Source organism: Kordia algicida OT-1 (assembly GCF_000154725.1).
GTDB classification, from domain to species: domain Bacteria; phylum Bacteroidota; class Bacteroidia; order Flavobacteriales; family Flavobacteriaceae; genus Kordia; species Kordia algicida.
This window is the reverse complement of record NZ_DS544873.1, coordinates 3,553,035-3,570,782: the sequence shown is the minus strand read 5'-3', so window position 1 is coordinate 3,570,782 and position 17,748 is coordinate 3,553,035. Positions and strand designations below refer to the sequence as shown.

The following is a 17,748-nucleotide window of genomic DNA, read 5'->3' as shown; positions in this document are numbered from 1 at the left end:
CTGCGAAGCTACGGAACTTTATGTCCTTGACTTTCCACCAACAACGTAAACCAATCTTCGAGCGACAAGTCAATCTCAGTAGCTTTTGAAGCATTTGTAATACGTTCTGGCGTTGTCGTTCCAATTACAGGATGTACGTTTGATGGATGTTTTAAAATCCACGCCAATACCAATTGATCTTTGGTCGCGTTGTATTTTTCTGTGAGATTATCTAATACCTTGTGAATGCGTTTGGTTTGTTCGGTTTCTTCTCTAAAGACACTTCCCAACGGTTGCCACGCCATTGGTAAAATGGAATTTGTAATCATAAAATCGAGTGTTCCGTCATGTATCGCGTCAAAATCTGTCAATGAAAACTGAATTTGATTTGCTGAAACATCGTTTTTTGTCCCAACCATCGTCATTTGTGATGGTGTAAAGTTGGAAACTCCGAAATTTTTAATTTTTCCTTGTGATTTTAGCTGATCGATCGCTTTTGCAATTTCGTCTGGATGCATCAACGGACTTGGTCTGTGCAACAACAAAAGGTCTAAATAATCGGTTTGTAAATGTTGAAGCGAAGTTTCTACCGACCAAATAATATACGCTGCTGAATAATCGTAATGTTTAATCGTATTTTGTCGATTTTCTGCTTGATATTGAATACCACATTTGGAAATAATTTCGATGCTTTCGCGATGAATGCCGCTTTGCGCGAATGCCTTTCCAAAATCAGCTTCGGTGGTGTAACCGCCATAAATATCTGCGTGATCGAAGGTTGTAATTCCAGTGTTTTTGCAATGATGCATCAGCTCGATCATTTGTGAAGTATTGAGTTGTTTTCCCCAAATTCCCCACGTCATCGTTCCTGCTATAATTCTTGAATAATTTGTATTCACAGTATAAATAAGTTTTCCTGTAAAAGTACGAATTTGATCTTTCTCAATCGTCAGTTTGAGTGGTTTTTCAGAATAAAATGAAGAAAAATTGTATCGAAAACAATTTCCAGATTTAAAGTGCTTCTCGAATACAAAATCTTTTTTGATTTGTTTTCTACGTCATTCCGAACTTGATTCAGAATCTTACAAAATTTTCACGTACTGTTATGAGAAGCTGAATCAAGTTCAGCTTGACGAACTTTCTAATAATTTAAGAAGTCTAAGTAAGTCTAACAGCGAAAGCGATCTAAGAGATTCCCGCCTATGCGGGAACAAGTCTAAAAAACCGTCGTTCGAATCTTTTTCCAAAGTCTTATCAAAATAAATCCTGAAGTAAAAGCAACTACAGTTAAACTTATTGCTAGTGTAGTTTCGCCATAAATCCAATATCCTGTAGCAAACATAATGCTGTAAATAAAAATCATCGCAACTAGCATGGCTAAAATTCCTGAGGGAACATTCCAAGGTTTTGTATCGGTTACAATTTCCACATTTGCTTCTTTGGCATCAGCAATGGTTTTTTTCCAACCAGGACCGCCAGGCTGTATCTTTTTGTAGAAATTAAATAAGGTTTCTTTCGTTTCTGGTTGTGTCATGAATGTCACAGTTAGCCATACAATAGTTGTAATCAGAACCACTAGCGGAAATTGTGCATAACTTGGCATCCAACCTTCTATGGTTCTTCCGTCTAAATCTTTGTATGTAAACATAATTTCTCCAATCACAGTAAATTTAAATAAAATAGAAATTACACCAGAAACAATCATCGCAGAAATTTCGCTCCAAGCATTAATTCGCCACCAAAACCATCTTAAAATAAAAATGAGTCCGGTTCCTGCGCCAAACATAATGATGATTTCAAAAAGTTGTGATGCATTTTTTAGTTTTAATGCAAAAAACGCACTCAAAACCATTAAAACAACCGTAGAAATTCGTCCAACATTTACCAGTTCTTTCTCAGAAGCCTCTTTGTTAACAGTAGTTTTATAAAAATCATTGACAATATAAGACGATCCCCAATTTAAATGTGTCGAAATCGTAGACATATATGCTGCAACCAAGGAAGCCAATACCAAACCTAACAATCCACTAGGCAATTTTGTCAACATTGCAGAATATGCTAAATCATGTCCAAGTTTATTAGCAGGAATATCCGGAAATGCTGTTTGAATACTCGCAATATCTGGGAAAATCACTAACGAAGCCAACGCTACCAAAATCCAAGGCCACGGACGTAATGCATAATGCATAATATTGAAAAAGAACGTTGCGCCAATTGCATGATTTTCATCTTTTGCAGCTAACATTCGTTGTGCAATATAACCACCACCGCCAGGTTCTGCACCTGGAAACCACGAACTCCACCATTGCACTGCCAACGGAATGATAATTAGTGTAATTAATATTTCTTTATTATTAAAATCTGGAAAAATATTGAGTTTGTCCGCAACATTTTCATGCGTGATTAGCTTTTCAATGCCACCAACTTCTGGAAGATTTACACAATAATACGCTGCGCCAATTGCTCCAGCCATCGCGACAAAAAAGAGTAAAAAATCGGTATAAATTACACCCTTAAATCCGCCAATAGCGCTAAAAATTACGGTAATTAATCCTGCATATACAACTGTTTCCCAAGGTTGCAAACCTAACATAATACTACCAATTTTAATGGCTGCCAAGGTCACTCCAGCCATTGCAAATATGTTGAAAACAACTCCTAAATACATCGCACGAAACCATCGAAGAAATTTTGCAGGTTTTCCGCCGTAACGCAATTCATAAAACTCCATATCGGTTGCTACATTCGATTTTCGCCACAACTTTGCATAGACAAAAACCGTCAACAAACCTGTAATTAAAAACGCCCACCACATCCAGTTGGAAGAAACGCCATCTTTTCGAACAATATCTGTTACAAAATTTGGTGTATCAGTTGAAAATGTGGTGGCAACCATGGAAACTCCCAAAATCCACCAAGGCATATTTCGACCAGATAAAAAATATTCGGTAGCGTTTTTTCCAGAGGTTTTAGAAACGTAAATTCCAATTCCTAAAACAATAGCGAAAAATCCAAAAATAAGGCTGTAATCTAATCCTGATAATTCCATAAAATAGTGTTCAAAAAAAGCAATACAAGTCGCTAAAAGTCAAATCTATAAAGCTTTGAGTTATCAACAAAAAAATATGATCGTTCGTTTTTAACCACACTTTTGAGTTTTAAAGGCTTCAATATATAAATATCCTTAATATTTTAACCAATTATTAACAGCAATAAACGAATAATTTTAACAATTTGCATCGTTAAAATGTGATTCATAAATTCACGCCACAAAAAAGTACCCAAATGGAAGAAACAATAGATATTAGAGCTATTAACGAAAAAATTGAAAGAGAAAGTGCATTTATTGATTTACTAACGTTGGAAATCAACAAGGTAATTGTCGGGCAAAAGCACATGGTAGAACGTTTATTAATTGGCTTGCTTGGAAAAGGACATATTCTGTTGGAAGGTGTTCCTGGATTGGCAAAAACGTTAGCCATTAATACGTTGAGTAAAGCTGTGCAAGGAAGCTTTAGCAGAATTCAGTTTACGCCCGATTTACTTCCAGCTGATGTTGTAGGAACCTTGATTTACAACATGAAAGAGAATGACTTCTCCATCAAAAAAGGACCCATTTTTGCAAATTTTGTGTTGGCAGATGAGATCAACCGTGCACCAGCTAAAGTACAATCAGCATTGCTTGAAGCTATGCAGGAAAAGCAAGTAACTATTGGTGATGAAACGTTTGTGTTAGATAAACCATTTTTAGTAATGGCAACTCAAAACCCTGTGGAGCAAGAAGGAACGTATCCATTACCAGAAGCGCAAGTAGACCGTTTTATGCTGAAAGTTGTGATTGATTATCCAAAAATGGATGAAGAACAACTCATCATGCGTGCCAATTTAAAAGGAAGTTTTGAAACTGTAAATCCAGTGGTTTCTGTAGACCAAATCTTAAAAGCGCAAGAAGCTGTCAAGGAAGTCTACATGGATGAAAAAATTGAAAAATATATTTTGGATATCATTTTTGCTACACGTTATCCAGAAAAATACAAACTAGAAGACTTAAAACCATTAATCAGTTTTGGAGCGTCGCCTCGTGGAAGCATCAACTTAGCAAATGCCGCTAAATGTTTTGCTTTTATCAAACGTAGAGGTTACGTTATCCCAGAAGATGTGCGTGCTGTAGTACACGATGTATTGCGTCACAGAATCGGAATTACCTATGAAGCAGAAGCTGAAAATATCACTTCCGAAGAAATCATCAACAAGATTGTAAATGAAATTGAAGTACCGTAGGCTAAGTTTTGAGTTATGAGTGTTGAGTTGTGAGTTATTCTCTAATAACATTCAATGCTTATTATGAACCGACTGAAAGCTGAAAACCGTTCACTGAACACTGAACACTGAAAACTGAGTACTGTACACTGAAACAATGGATACAAAAGAGTTACTTAAAAAAGTACGAAAAATAGAAATTAAAACGCGCCGACTGAGCGATCATATCTTCGGAGGAGAATACCATTCTACCTTCAAAGGTCGTGGAATGACGTTTAGCGAAGTGCGTCAGTATCAGTTTGGCGACGATGTACGAAATATTGATTGGAATGTAACCGCGCGTTACAACGAACCATACATTAAAGTTTTTGAAGAAGAACGTGAACTTACCATGATGTTAATGGTAGATGTTTCTGGCTCAGAACTTTTTGGAACCAATACGCAATTCAAAAACGAAACGATCACGGAAATCTCTGCAACATTGGCTTTTTCGGCGATGCAAAACAATGACAAAGTCGGATTGATTCTATTTTCAGACGAAATCGAATTGTTCATTCCACCAAAAAAAGGAAAATCGCACGTATTGCGCATCATTCGTGAACTACTTGAACACAAACCCAAAAGTACCAAAACAGATGTTTCACAAGCATTGCGATTTCTATCAAGCGTAATGAAGAAAAAAGCCATCGTGTTTATTCTTTCTGACTTTATTGCAGACGAATACGAACAAACGTTGAAAATTTCTGCCAAAAAGCACGACTTAACAGGAATACGAATCTATGACAAGCGTGAAGAAGAAATTCCAAATCTCGGAATTGTACAAATGCTCGACAGCGAAACAGGCGAAAGCATGTTGGTCAACACAGGTTCAAAAAAAGTACGAAACAACTATGCGAAGTTTTACAGAAACAAAGTAAACTACTTTCAGGAATTATTTTCCAGAAGTGGCGCAGGGACAATAAATACAAGAGTTGACGAAAGTTACGTAAAAAAACTATTAGGCTATTTTAAAAGGAGAGGCTAAGCGAATTATGAAGAACGAAGTAAGAATTATGAATACAAAAGGACAACGACCTAAAGCAAAAAAAGCATTCTTACGAATGAGCAGCTTTTGGATGGTGCTCTTTTTGCTGTTTACAAGCTATTCATTCGCACAAAAAGTAGCGGCAGTTGTCGATTCTACGCAAATAAAAATTGGAGAAGAAATAAAACTGTCCATTTTAGTGGAAGCCGACACAACAGCAAGTGTGGTTTTTCCAGAAGGGAATAATCTCTTTGTTCCGTTAGAATTGCTGGAATCTTACAAAACTGATACACTCAAAAAAGAAGCAAAATACAGTCTCATAAAAAAGTATGGACTTACGCAATTTGACTCAGGAACATATTTCATTCCGAAGCAAAAAATACTCATTGACGAAAAACCATTCTTTACCGATTCTATTCGTATCGCTGTGGCGGATGTTGCTGTGGACACGTTGAAGCAGAAAATGTTTGAAATAAAATCGATCGTTTCTGTAGAAAAAGGAAGTAGCAATTGGTGGAAATATCTATTAATTGTTCTTGGTTTAATCATTCTTTTCGGATTGTACTTTTACTACTTTGTATTTCAGCTAAAAGACAAAAAGAAGAAAAAGAAAAAGGCGGAAATTCCTCCGTATGATCGCGCATTATTACAATTGAACGAACTCGATAATTCTACGCTATTACTCAAATCAGAATACAAAAATTACTATTCTGAATTGACCAATATTGTACGTCAATACATAGAAGAAGAAGTACGAATTGATGCGCTAGAAAGTACCACAGCAGAACTCATCCGTAAAATAGAAGCACAAAAAGATGCAGGATATTTAGATTTAAAAGACGAAACGATCAAAAATCTAAAAAATGTATTGCAAACTGCCGATTTAGTAAAATTTGCAAAATCAAAACCAGATGATGCTGTCATAAAAGCCGATCGTAATTTGGTGCAACACATCGTAGTAGAAACCAAAGAAGCCATTCCTGAAATATCTGAAGAAGAACGCAAAAAAGATGAAGAATATCAATTGCGTTTGCTAGAACAACAACGTAAAAAACGTCGTTTCAGAAACGCTGCTATCGGAATTGTGGCAATGATAATTGTTTTTGGTGGATTAATTGGATATGCTACTATATCATATATAAAAGAAAATACTTACTTAGGACATTCCATGAGCGATTTAGTTGATGGCGAATGGGTTACAAGTCAATATGGTGCTTCCGGATTTACCATTGCAACACCGCAAGTACTCAAGCGAATGACACCGATAAAAAGTAAAGACAGCGTTCCGTTGCCTGTAGAAACAGAAATATACGCGTATCAAAGTCATTTAGCACCATTTTCTATCGCACTTGAAGTAGTCACATTTAGGGAAAAACCAAAAATCACGTTAGATGATATTGGCGAACAAATCTTAAAAGGTTACGAAGCCAGAGGCGCCACAAAACTCATCGTAAAATACGACGAATACGAATCGCCAACAGGCATCAAAGGTCTTAAAATGTACGGAACAGGCATCTTCGTAGACGAAGAAAGTCCGTTTGGTGGCACGCAAGAAAGTGCATACGAAGCCTACATCTTTGAAGAAGGTCGTGGCATACAAATACTGAAAATGCTACATGCAGAAGACGATGAACAAGCAGAAAAAATAGTCGCTAGAATCTTGAATTCTATCACACAAACAGAAAACAATGATGTTAGATAATTACAGTTTTGCACATCCAGAGTTTTTTTGGTTGCTAGTATTCATTCCACTAGCAATCGCTTGGTATATTTGGAAAAAACCAAAGCAACTGGCAACTGTAAAAATGTCAAGTTTGCAAGGTTTCAAAGCAACACCAAGCATATTGCCAAAACTAAAACCCATACTATTTGTATTGCGAATGTTAGCAATTATGGCATTAATCACAGCATTGGCACGTCCGCAAACCAAAGAAGTTTCTACACGTATCAAAACCAACAAAGGAATTGATATTGTCATGGCAATTGATGTTTCGGCAAGTATGTTGTCCAAAGACTTACGTCCAAACAGGCTTACAGCACTCAAAAAAGTAGCTGCTGAATTTATTGAAGGACGTCCAAGCGATCGTATCGGATTGGTCGTGTATGCTGGAGAAAGTTTTACCAAAACGCCAATTACGACTGACAAAAGCATCATTCAAAATGCATTAAAAGATATCAAATACAAACATGGTGAATTAATTGGTGGAACCGCCATTGGCATGGGATTAGCAACTGCTGTAAATCGTTTAAAAGACAGTAAAGCCAAAAGTAAAGTCATCATTTTACTAACGGATGGTGTCAACAATGCAGGATTTATAGAACCACAAATTGCTTCCGAATTGGCAGTAGAATATGGCATCAAAACTTACACTATTGGTATTGGAACCAACGGAATGGCTTCCACGCCAGTTGCTTTAAATCCAGATGGAACCATATTATTTAGAAACATGCAAGTGGAAATTGATGAAAAGCTATTGCAGCAAATTGCAAAAACCACAGGAGGAAAATATTTTAGAGCGACCAATACAAAGAAATTGGCGGAAATATATGATGAAATCAACAAGCTAGAAAAGACAGAAATCGAAGAATTCCGATACACTAACTATGAAGAAAAATTCAGGATCTTTGTATTCTTTGCAGGAATATTGCTGTTGATCGAAATCCTATTGCGCAAAACACTCTTTAGAAGTTTTATCTAATAATGAAAACAAAAGGAGTCATACTATTAGGAAGCTCGCGAAGTCACGGAAACACACATACCATTGTTTCTGAGCTTCAAAAACAAACAAATTTCGACGTGATCGATTTAAAACAATACAAAATCAATCACTTTGCATACGATCTGGACAATGAAGATGATTTTAATACGCTGTTTAAAAAACTAACGGCAACTTATACAACATTTGTCTTTGCAACGCCAATTTATTGGTATACCATGAGTGGCGTGATGAAAGTATTTTTTGATAGAATATCTGACTTTCTATACGAAGAAAAAGACATTGGAAGACGCTTACGCGGAACCAACATGGGCGTGCTAAGTTGCGGATCTGATAAAGAAATAAAACAAGGTTTTGAAATGCCTTTTGTAGAAAGTGCTCATTATTTAGGCATGCAATACAAAGGACACATTCATACATGGATAGAAAATAAAACAATAACACCAACAGTTCAGCAAAGCATTACAAAATTTGCGAACCAATTGATGGAAAACTAATATGTTAGAAGAAAAAAAATATTTTTACTTACTAATTATCATCCCAGTTGTGGTGTTGGTATTCATACTCTTGCAACTTTGGAAACGAAGTGCGCAGCGTAAATTTGCCAACAAACAATTATTACAACGTTTAAGTCCGGAAAAATCAATCTTCAAACCAATTTTGAAATTGACCATTTGGTGTTTGGCAATCGCTTCGTTAGTCGTTGCGTTGGTAAATCCGAAAATTGGCACGAAATTAGAAACGGTAAAACGAGAAGGTGTCGATATTGTATTTGCCGTAGATGTCTCTAAAAGTATGTTGGCAGAAGACATTTCGCCAAGTCGATTGGACAAATCAAAACGTATTGTATCGGAAATCATCAATAACTTGGGAAGTGACCGTATAGGAATTATCGCTTACGCGGGAAGAGCCGTACCACAATTACCAATTACTACTGATTTTTCGGCAGCGAAAATGTTCTTAAATAACTTGAACACCAACATGTTATCATCGCAAGGAACAGCCATTGATGATGCGATTCGTTTGGCAAAAACCTATTACGACGATGTAGAACAAACCAATAGAGTTTTGGTCATAATTTCCGATGGAGAAGATCACACAGGTGGCGCAGGACAATTGGCAGAAGAAGCAACGAAAGAAGGAATAAAAACATACACCATTGGCGTTGGAACCACAAAAGGAGGACCAATTCCGATAAAAAGACGCGGCATCACGGAATCATTTAAGCGTGACTTGCAAGGAGAAGTTGTCATTACAAAACTCAACGAAAAAACCTTAAAAGACATTGCTGCGGAAGGTAACGGCGAATATATTGATGGAACCGTAACAGAAGAAGCTGTAGCATTCATCAAAAACAGATTAAGTACGATGAATAAAACAGAATTTGAAGCAAAAAAATTCTCAGAATACCAAGATCAATTTCAATGGTTTCTTGGGTTGGGAATCTTCTTATTACTGTTAGATGTTTTTCTACTAGAACGAAAAACAGCATGGTTGCAAAAGTTGAACTTATTTAATGAAAAAAGAGCATGAAATACGTAAAACACATATGGATTGTATTGTTGACGGTTGCCATTGCAAATGGGCAAAATAAGGAAGCCGAACAAATCAAAAAAGAATCAAATAATTATACCTACAAAGCCAATAAAGCTTTGGAAGATGATAGTTTTGTAGATGCAGAAGCGGAGTATCGAAAAGCAATCTCAAAAGATGGCGAAAATGCCACGGCAAAATACAACTTAGGAAATGCCTATTACCAAAATGAAAGCTACGAAGAAGCCTTCAACCGATACAAACAAGCTGCTGAGGTTGCAATGACTAAAGCTGAGAAACACAGCGCGTATCACAACATGGGAAATGTATTCATGAAAAATAAAGAATACGAAAAAGCAGTAGCTGCGTACAAAAATGCATTGCGCAACAATCCTTCAGACGATGAAACGCGCTACAATTTTGCATTAGCTAAAGAAATGCTAGAGAAAAATCCTCCGAAAGAAGACGACAAAGACAAAAAGGACAAAGACAAAAAAGAGGAAAACAAAGAGCAAGACAAAAAAGATCAGAACGACAAAGATCAAAAAGACAAAAACGAAGATAAAGGCGATAAGGAGAAAGACGAAGGCGGAAAGGACGACAAAGATAAAGACGGAAAAGGCGATCAGGAAAAAGATAAAAAGAAACAAGACGATAAAAACGATCAAAACAAAGCTGACGAAAAGAAAGACGACAAAAAACAACAACAACAGCCAAAGCCAAATCAGTTGTCGCCACAACAAGTAAAAAGTTTGTTGCAAGCCATGAACAATGCTGAGAAGAAAACGCAGGACAAACTCAATGAAAAGAAAGCCAAAGGCATTAAGGTAAAAGCTGAGAAAGACTGGTAATTATTCTATATTGTCCGATAAAAGATATAAGATCGTTGCGCTTTTAGAATAAAGAACAAAGACCTTGTAAAACTATCTGACAACTAATAGTAATTTTAAATAATTATATACTAATTATTATATATAAAAAACGATAAAAAGTTCGTTCGCATACATGAAAACAAAAGCATACATATCAACTATCATTTTCTTGCTATTTGCAGGTATTGTAACTGCGCAGGTTACTTTTGAAACCAAAGTGAGCAAAAAGAAATTGGGCGTGAATGAGCGTTTGCGTGTAGACTTTAAAATGGATAGAGATGGCGATAATTTTACTGCGCCAAAATTCACAGGATTCCGCGTCGCTGGCGGTCCCATACAATCTATGAATCATGTTTGGAACAATGGAAAGCGTTCGTTCTCAAAAACATATACATATTTTTTACAGCCAACAGCAGAAGGAACATTTACCATCAAACAGGCAAAAGTTGAAATTGAAGGACAAATTTATAAAACCTTACCTGTAAAAGTTCAGGTAACAAAAGCAGTAGCCAAACCAAAAGATGGAAATAATGCTGACTATGTAGTTTCTGAAGGAATTCATTTGGTGACAGAAATTTCGAATGGAAATCCTTATCTAAACGAACCTGTTACAGTTTCATACAAACTCTATGTAAAACCTGGCATTAATGTTAATGATTATAGGGAATTGGGAAAACCAACATTCAATAATTTTTGGAGCCAAAATCTTGAAACACGTCTCAAAGCACAAAACGGAACATATCAAGGTGAACCATATCCGTATGTAGTTTTAAAACGTTACGTATTATATCCGCAAAAAACGGGTAAACAAGTCATTGAACCCTTTTCAATAGATGTACAAGTCTCGGTGCCAACGCAACGTAGAGATGTTTTTGGAAGACGTTACGAAACGGTTCATAAAACACTATCTTCAGCACGAAGAACAGTCAATGTAAAAGCCTTGCCAGAAGCTGGAAAACCTGCTGATTTTGCTGGTGCAGTTGGAGATTTTGACTTTCAAGTTACAACTAGCAAAACGTCGTTAAATGCTTCTGAGTCGCTTCAAGCAAAAATAGAAGTCTCAGGAAAAGGAAATCTAAAATTATTTCAACTACCAAAATTAAAACTGCCAAGTTCGTTAGAAGTATATGATCCTGAATTTACGGAACGTGTCACCACACGAATTACGGGAATGCAAGGGAAAATTTCAGACAGTTACACAGTAGTACCACAATACAAAGGGAAATATCCAATTCCGAGTGTTTCCTTCTCGTATTTTGATCCAAAAGCAAAAACATACAAAACATTACGATCTGACGAAATTGTCATTGATGTGGTAGATGGTCCAGCAAATACGGCTACAGCCGATAATACTGACAACAATACAACCACACAAAAACAACTCATTACCACCAACGGTTCGCAGTTTAGATTCTTAAAAACGGATGCAAACTTAATGCCGATGGTAACAGAAGATTTTTTCAAATCAAACCTTTTTTACGCTTTACTACTTTGTCCGTTTATCTTTATTCCAATCATTTTAATTGTAAGAAGAAAAAAGCGAGCGTTTGACAATGATATCGAAGGAAGCAAAACGCGTAGAGCAAATCGTTTGGCGAAGAAATACTTATCAGAAGCAAAACGAAAATTAGGCGATAAAGAAGCGTTTTACGAAGTATTAGAAAGAGCATTGCACAATTATTTACGTGCAAAACTCAGCATAGAAACTTCGGAATTCAGCAAAGAAAAAATACACCAATTACTCACAGAACGCAGTGTAAAACCAGCAACCGTTGAGGAATTTATCAGCTTACTAGAAAGTTGTGAATTTGCACGTTATACACCAGCTTCTGATGTTACGATTAATAAAGATTACGAAAAATCGGTGGAAACCATTTCGCAAATAGATAAACAAATAAAATAACAGATGAAAACTAAGATCACTTATTTATTTCTCGTGTTCGTAGCTAGTTGTACGCTTGTTTTTTCACAAGATAATACAGCTTTGTTTGAGTCTGCGAATACAGCATATAACGATGGAAACTACGCGGAAGCAATTGCACAATACAAGTCAATTTTAGAAACAGGAAATCATTCCGCAGCTATCTATTACAATCTTGGAAACGCATATTACAAAAGCAACGAAATTGGTCCGAGTGTGTACTATTTTGAAAAGGCATTACAGCTTTCGCCAGATGATAAAGACATCCTAAACAATTTGGCATTTGCCAATAATATGACAATTGATGCTATAGAACCATTGCCAAAAACACAACTTTCCAAATTCATCGGAAACATCACAGGAACATTTACCTATAACGAATGGGCGTGGATTGCGGTTTTTTGTGGTTTTTTATGTGTGATATCATTCTTATTGTATCAATTTGCGTATGAAACATTAAAAAAGAGGATTTACTTTCTAATTAGTTTTCTCGCGTTTCTATTCATCATAGGAACCGTTGCAATTGCTTATCAACAATACGGAAAAGCACAAAAAGATCGTCCTGCCATTGTATTTGCAAAAGAAACTACAGTAAAATCGGAACCAAACTTACGAAGCGATGAGGTTTTTGTATTGCATGAAGGAACCAAAGTACAAGTATTAGATACGGTTGATAACTGGAAAAAAATTCAACTTATTGATGGAAAAATTGGTTGGATTATTTCTGAAGATGTAAACGAGTTGTAGAAAAATATAGTTATTATGCTTATATTGAGTAAAATATGATTAAAAAACTCAGATATGAAAAAGCGTAGTCTCAAACAAATCGAAATCGAAAATAAACTTTCTATTGTTTCGCAAATAACACAGATAAAAGGCGGAAGCATGTCAGGAATGACCTCTGAAACGGAAATTGTAGAATTTGAAGAAGGTTGAAATTTATAACCGATTTTCTCAGTTACAAACTAAAACAATATAACAAATGGTAAAAGTTGTGAAGCATTGAGTTTTGCAACTTTTTTTTGTGGATTAGAATATCAAATCAAACAAAAAGTCAACGAATTGCCATAATATATACAAAATTAGCAAGATCAGTAAAAAGATCATTCCTAAACAACAACCGCAGTTTGGGCTTCTTTTGCTTGATTTCATATTAAAATAATAGTTGTTATTATTCTGCTGTGGTTGCGAAACCTGATCGGTTGGTAAAAAATAACCGCGCATCTTTCCTTCAGGAATAGCCAATTCCCAATCAGTTTCACAAAATGTACATTGATATGTAGACTGCCAAGAAGGCATTTCGGTTTCATCAGCATTGACAATACGGATAAAAGTTCCGTCAACACATTTTGCTTCCAACTCTTTTTCAAAAGCGATAAAATCTTCCTGTGAAGAAAATTTTTTCTTTGCAAAAGGAGCACAATGTACACATGGAGTTGTGGTAGTCGTAGCAGGAAGCATTTATTTCGTGTTTCTTTTTTTGACTTTCCCTTTCAAAGAAGCTGTATTTAGCTTTTTCTGAAGCGGTTTTAGATCATTTTCTTCAGAATGCCTTATTTCAGGATCTACACATTTTTCACACATAACAATTAGTTTTCGTTTTCTTCAATTTCTTGCAAATCGTTTTGTTGGCGTTCTTCGTCGCGTTGTTTTTCTTCTTCCAAATCTATGTCAGTATTTGTTTCTTCCAACACAAAAGCAAACACAAAACCGCCAATTTCTTTTACAGGTTCATACAACACAGAAGCTTCAATCTTTTCCTTTTCTACAAACTCCATGGTATTGTTGGTTTTATCAAAGAAAATCAATACGGCACCAGCAATTACTGCCATTTTCAATCCGCCAAAAGCACCACCTAAAAGTTTATTTAAAATTCCTAGTGCAGCAAAATCGGCAATCTTTGTCAACAGTTTTCCTGCCAAGGTAATCAGCACTAAAATAATGATAAAAGTAATGGCAAAAGCGGCTAAATTGATATATTTCTCATCCCAAGTTTCAAAGCTTTCTTTTAGGAAATCGCCTGCGTAATATGAAAAATGAATGGCTCCGTACATTCCGGCAATCAAGGCAACGAGTGAAGCAACTTCTACAAAAAGTCCTTTCATCAATCCGCGTACAAATCCTGCTACGATCATCCCGCCTAAAATGAGATCTATAAAATTCATGAAAATCGAGTTTTAACAAATATAGAACTTTTATTCAGAGTGAATTATTGCATTTTAAAAGCTTTCCGCTATAATTTCAGTTGAAAAATAAGGATATCAGCCAACGTTAATTACCTTTGTAGCTGAAATGCAGGAAACATGGCAAGAGACGAACAATTAAAAGAACGATGGAATACGGTTGTAGAAAAATTGACGCTTCAATTTGCAGAAGGCGATACGCTTGATTTGGATTCAATTATATATTTAATTGGTGTTCAGGAACTTGGGCAAATTCATAGAAACTTTAAAAAAGATGACAAAGTAAACTTAATGCATATTGCTATTTGTAGATTGCTTGAACCTTACGGTTACTACGAATTTGATTACTTTGATGATGATGGTTGGCCGCATTACAAATTCAAGGAAGAATTGCCAACGTTAAAAGCAGGTGAACAAACCGTTTTGATGAAAGAAGCCATTGTCAATTACTTTTTAGAAAAGGAATACATTCAATAAGTGAGTTTTTTGTGTAAATTTGCAAGCTAAATCAAAATATCGTCATGATAGATAAGATCAAGGAACATATTGCTGAGGTAGAAAAGTTTACCACACAAGCAAAAGAAGATATTGAAAACTTCAGAATCAAATATTTAGGAAAAAAAGGATTACTAAATGAATTTTTTGCGGAGTTTCGAAATGTTCCAAATGAACAAAAGAAAGAATTTGGGCAAACCATTAATAAATTAAAAGAGGCTGCTCAGGAAAAAGTAAACGCACTCAAAGAAGCTTTAGAAAACAAAGCGGAAGAAAAAGGCGTTTATGGTGACTTAACACGTCCTGCGCAACCGATGGAAATTGGTGCACGTCATCCAATATCATTAGTAAAAAATCAAATTACCGATATTTTTTCTCGTATAGGATTTAATGTATCTGAAGGTCCAGAAATTGAAGACGATTGGCATAACTTTACGGCGTTGAACCTTCCAGAATATCATCCGGCACGTGATATGCAGGATACGTTTTTTATACAAACAAATCCAGATATTTTATTACGCACGCACACAAGTTCGGTGCAAGTTCGCTATATGGAAAATAATAAACCGCCAATTCGTACCATTTCTCCAGGTCGAGTATATCGTAACGAAGCAATTTCGGCGCGTTCGCATTGTTTTTTCCACCAAATTGAAGGATTATATATAGACAAAGAAGTTAGTTTTGCAGATTTAAAACAAACACTTCAACACTTCACTAAAGAAATGTTTGGGAAGTCAAAAATTCGTTTGCGTCCATCGTATTTTCCGTTTACAGAACCAAGTGCAGAAATTGATGTGTATTGGGGATTGGCAACGGAAACCGATCACAAAATTACCAAAGGAACAGGTTGGTTGGAAATTGGTGGTTGCGGTATGGTTGATCCGAATGTATTGACTAATTGTGGCATTGATCCAACAGAATATTCAGGATTTGCTTTTGGTGTCGGAATTGATCGTATTGCAATGTTATTGCACCAAATAGGCGACATTCGTTTGTTAAGTGAAAATGATGTGCGTTTCTTAGAGCAATTCAAATCGGCGTTATAATCGAATTGTCATTACGAGCATAGTGAAGTAATCAGCTTTTCTAGAAACAGATTGCTACAACTTTCTTCAAAAGTTTCGCAAAGACGAAATATGAACGACAAATACTATGAAAAAAGATATTGAAATTCCAGAAGTAGAAGGCGTGTATATGGCAGTTGTACAAGAATACAACGAAATCTACAAAACGGACGATTGGAACGCGTACATCATCAATGATAAAGAGGTAGATTTGGAGATGATTCTCATTGTTTCTCGCGGTTATGATGAAAAAAGAGAAACGTCTACGATGCGTCACAAATTGGCAAAACTACCTGCAAAATCGTATGCAAAAGCAGAATGGATGCAAGAAGATGTATTGGCACTCAACAATGAATTTCGCGTGACGTTCTTTGAAGGAAACAAGATGTACGACAAAAAATATCTGTTCAGAAAAAATACGATTAATACCAATGCTTTTCGTCCGCTTCCGTTGATGGAAACTACGGGGATTTTAGTGAAATAGACTTTTTTTAGACTTTCTTCGCTCTTAGACTCGCTAATGCTTTTAGATCGCGCTATGCGCTTTTAGACTTGGCTTCGCCTTTTGGTATTTTAGTATCGCTTCGCTCTTGGTACTATAGTCTGTTTCTGAGAGAATTTGGATTTTTCTTTAAAATGAATTTTCAAATTGACACATTTTCAAATCATCAAATAAAATCATTAATCAATCCAACTTCTCTGTCAATTTTTTAAAGACTTTCTTCGGATTTTTATTCTGATACAAAATTGCATACACTGCGTCAATAATAGGCATATTGGTTTTCTTTTCATTCTTCTGATTCAACAGATATGCACTATTGGTGGCATAATAACCTTCGGCAACCATATTCATCTCCATTTGTGCAGATTTTACCGTGTAACCTTTTCCAACCATATTTCCAAACATGCGATTTCGAGAAAAAACAGAATAGCCTGTCACTAATAAATCGCCCAAATAAGCAGAATTGTTAATGTTACGTTTCATCTTATGGACTTTTTTGATAAAACGTTTCATTTCGCGAATAGCATTACTCATCAATACGCTTTGAAAATTATCTCCATAACCCAATCCGTGTGCAATTCCCGCAGCAATGGCATAGATGTTTTTTAGCATCACAGCGTATTCTGTACCAATCACATCATCACTAATTTTTGTTTTGATGTAATTGCTCGATAATTTATCAGCAATCGCTTGTGCTTTCTCTTGATCGGCACAAGAAATCGTTAAATACGACAAGCGTTCCAAGGCAACTTCTTCTGCATGACAAGGTCCAGCAATTACAGCAATATTTTCAAAAGGAGTTTTGTACACATCATGAAAATGCTCTCCGACCAACAATCCCGATTCAGGAATAATTCCTTTGACAGCAGAAACAATAGTTTTATCTGTAATATCAACTGTTAATTTTTGCAACTCACCATAAATAAACGCAGATGGAATCACAAAAATTAATACATCTGCATAGCTGGCAATTTCATTAATATCGTTGCTTAACTTTAGTTTATCAGTGTCAAACTCTACCGAACTTAAGTAACTTGGATTGTGTTGTTCCTTTAGCAAATGTTCTTTTGTATACACGCTTCGCATGTACCAACCAATTTCATCCAGGTTTTCACAAAGCATTTTCACAATGGCAGTTGCCCAACTTCCCGCACCAAAAACAGCATATTTTAATTCTTTGTCCATACTTCAAAAATAC

At 35.9% G+C, this 17,748-nt stretch carries 18 protein-coding genes; 13 read left to right on the top strand and 5 right to left on the bottom strand.

The features are described 5' to 3' along the window. Positions 1–8: 8 nt before the first annotated feature. Both KAOT1_RS15240 and KAOT1_RS15235 read right to left on the bottom strand, forming a co-directional pair. Positions 9–878, bottom strand: coding sequence for an aldo/keto reductase (locus KAOT1_RS15240; protein ID WP_007095753.1), 870 nt, complete (start codon positions 876–878; stop codon positions 9–11). A 317-nt stretch (positions 879–1,195) separates the two neighbouring features. Further along, positions 1,196–3,028 (bottom strand): sodium:solute symporter family protein, encoded by a 1,833-nt coding sequence (locus tag KAOT1_RS15235; protein ID WP_007095752.1) that lies wholly within the window; start codon positions 3,026–3,028, stop codon positions 1,196–1,198. Positions 3,029–3,264: 236 nt separating this feature from the next. On the opposite strand from KAOT1_RS15235, the gene KAOT1_RS15230 reads away from it, so the two are divergent. The 10 genes from KAOT1_RS15230 (at position 3,265) to KAOT1_RS23690 (ending at position 13,242) form a co-directional block, all read left to right on the top strand. Further along, a complete protein-coding gene (locus tag KAOT1_RS15230) occupies positions 3,265–4,260 on the top strand; it encodes an AAA family ATPase (protein WP_007095751.1) in 996 nt (331 codons plus the stop codon). 136 nt (positions 4,261–4,396) lie between these two features. After that, positions 4,397–5,263: a DUF58 domain-containing protein gene (locus KAOT1_RS15225; RefSeq protein WP_007095750.1), complete on the top strand. Its 867-nt coding sequence runs from the start codon at positions 4,397–4,399 to the stop codon at positions 5,261–5,263. Between the two features lie 7 nt (positions 5,264–5,270). Continuing rightward, complete coding sequence (locus tag KAOT1_RS15220) at positions 5,271–6,965, top strand: hypothetical protein (RefSeq protein ID WP_007095749.1); 1,695 nt, start codon at positions 5,271–5,273, stop codon at positions 6,963–6,965. Further along, on the top strand, positions 6,955–7,962 hold the full coding sequence (locus tag KAOT1_RS15215; RefSeq protein WP_007095748.1) for a vWA domain-containing protein: 1,008 nt from the start codon (positions 6,955–6,957) through the stop codon (positions 7,960–7,962). Before KAOT1_RS15220 ends, KAOT1_RS15215 begins: the two co-directional genes overlap by 11 nt. A 2-nt stretch (positions 7,963–7,964) precedes the next feature. After that, the gene (locus tag KAOT1_RS15210) at positions 7,965–8,477 is read left to right on the top strand and encodes a flavodoxin family protein (RefSeq protein WP_007095747.1); all 513 of its coding nucleotides are present in this window, start codon (positions 7,965–7,967) and stop codon (positions 8,475–8,477) included. A 1-nt stretch (position 8,478) separates the two neighbouring features. Then, entirely contained in the window at positions 8,479–9,513 is a 1,035-nt protein-coding gene (locus KAOT1_RS15205) for a vWA domain-containing protein (RefSeq protein ID WP_007095746.1), read from the top strand. Further along, positions 9,510–10,364, top strand: coding sequence for a tetratricopeptide repeat protein (locus KAOT1_RS15200; RefSeq protein ID WP_007095745.1), 855 nt, complete (start codon positions 9,510–9,512; stop codon positions 10,362–10,364). The genes KAOT1_RS15205 and KAOT1_RS15200 overlap by 4 nt, the downstream gene beginning before the upstream one ends. 154 nt (positions 10,365–10,518) lie before the next feature. Then, positions 10,519–12,288: a BatD family protein gene (locus tag KAOT1_RS15195; RefSeq protein ID WP_007095744.1), complete on the top strand. Its 1,770-nt coding sequence runs from the start codon at positions 10,519–10,521 to the stop codon at positions 12,286–12,288. 3 nt (positions 12,289–12,291) lie between these two features. After that, positions 12,292–13,053, top strand: a complete 762-nt coding sequence (locus KAOT1_RS15190) for a tetratricopeptide repeat protein (protein ID WP_007095743.1) — start codon at positions 12,292–12,294, stop codon at positions 13,051–13,053. A gap of 54 nt (positions 13,054–13,107) precedes the next feature. After that, positions 13,108–13,242 (top strand): hypothetical protein, encoded by a 135-nt coding sequence (locus KAOT1_RS23690; RefSeq protein WP_007095742.1) that lies wholly within the window; start codon positions 13,108–13,110, stop codon positions 13,240–13,242. Positions 13,243–13,335: 93 nt separating this feature from the next. Here the strand turns inward: KAOT1_RS23690 and KAOT1_RS15185 are convergent, their stop codons facing one another. Both KAOT1_RS15185 and KAOT1_RS15180 read right to left on the bottom strand, forming a co-directional pair. Further along, on the bottom strand, positions 13,336–13,767 hold the full coding sequence (locus KAOT1_RS15185) for a hypothetical protein (RefSeq protein ID WP_007095741.1): 432 nt from the start codon (positions 13,765–13,767) through the stop codon (positions 13,336–13,338). 128 nt (positions 13,768–13,895) lie between these two features. Further along, positions 13,896–14,471, bottom strand: a complete 576-nt coding sequence (locus tag KAOT1_RS15180; RefSeq protein ID WP_007095739.1) for a CvpA family protein — start codon at positions 14,469–14,471, stop codon at positions 13,896–13,898. A gap of 138 nt (positions 14,472–14,609) precedes the next feature. Here KAOT1_RS15180 and KAOT1_RS15175 point away from each other — a divergent pair, with 138 nt between their 5' ends. From KAOT1_RS15175 to KAOT1_RS15165, 3 genes are all read left to right on the top strand, one after another. Further along, positions 14,610–14,966, top strand: coding sequence for a hypothetical protein (locus KAOT1_RS15175; RefSeq protein ID WP_007095738.1), 357 nt, complete (start codon positions 14,610–14,612; stop codon positions 14,964–14,966). 44 nt (positions 14,967–15,010) lie between these two features. Further along, on the top strand, positions 15,011–16,030 hold the full coding sequence (pheS, locus tag KAOT1_RS15170) for a phenylalanine--tRNA ligase subunit alpha (protein ID WP_007095737.1): 1,020 nt from the start codon (positions 15,011–15,013) through the stop codon (positions 16,028–16,030). Between the two features lie 106 nt (positions 16,031–16,136). Then, positions 16,137–16,532 carry a hypothetical protein gene (locus tag KAOT1_RS15165; RefSeq protein WP_007095736.1) on the top strand — a complete coding sequence of 132 codons (396 nt, stop codon included), beginning with the start codon at positions 16,137–16,139 and terminating at the stop codon, positions 16,530–16,532. A 201-nt stretch (positions 16,533–16,733) separates the two neighbouring features. Here the strand turns inward: KAOT1_RS15165 and KAOT1_RS15160 are convergent, their stop codons facing one another. Further along, positions 16,734–17,735 (bottom strand): NAD(P)H-dependent glycerol-3-phosphate dehydrogenase, encoded by a 1,002-nt coding sequence (locus KAOT1_RS15160; protein WP_007095735.1) that lies wholly within the window; start codon positions 17,733–17,735, stop codon positions 16,734–16,736. Positions 17,736–17,748: the final 13 nt, after the last annotated feature.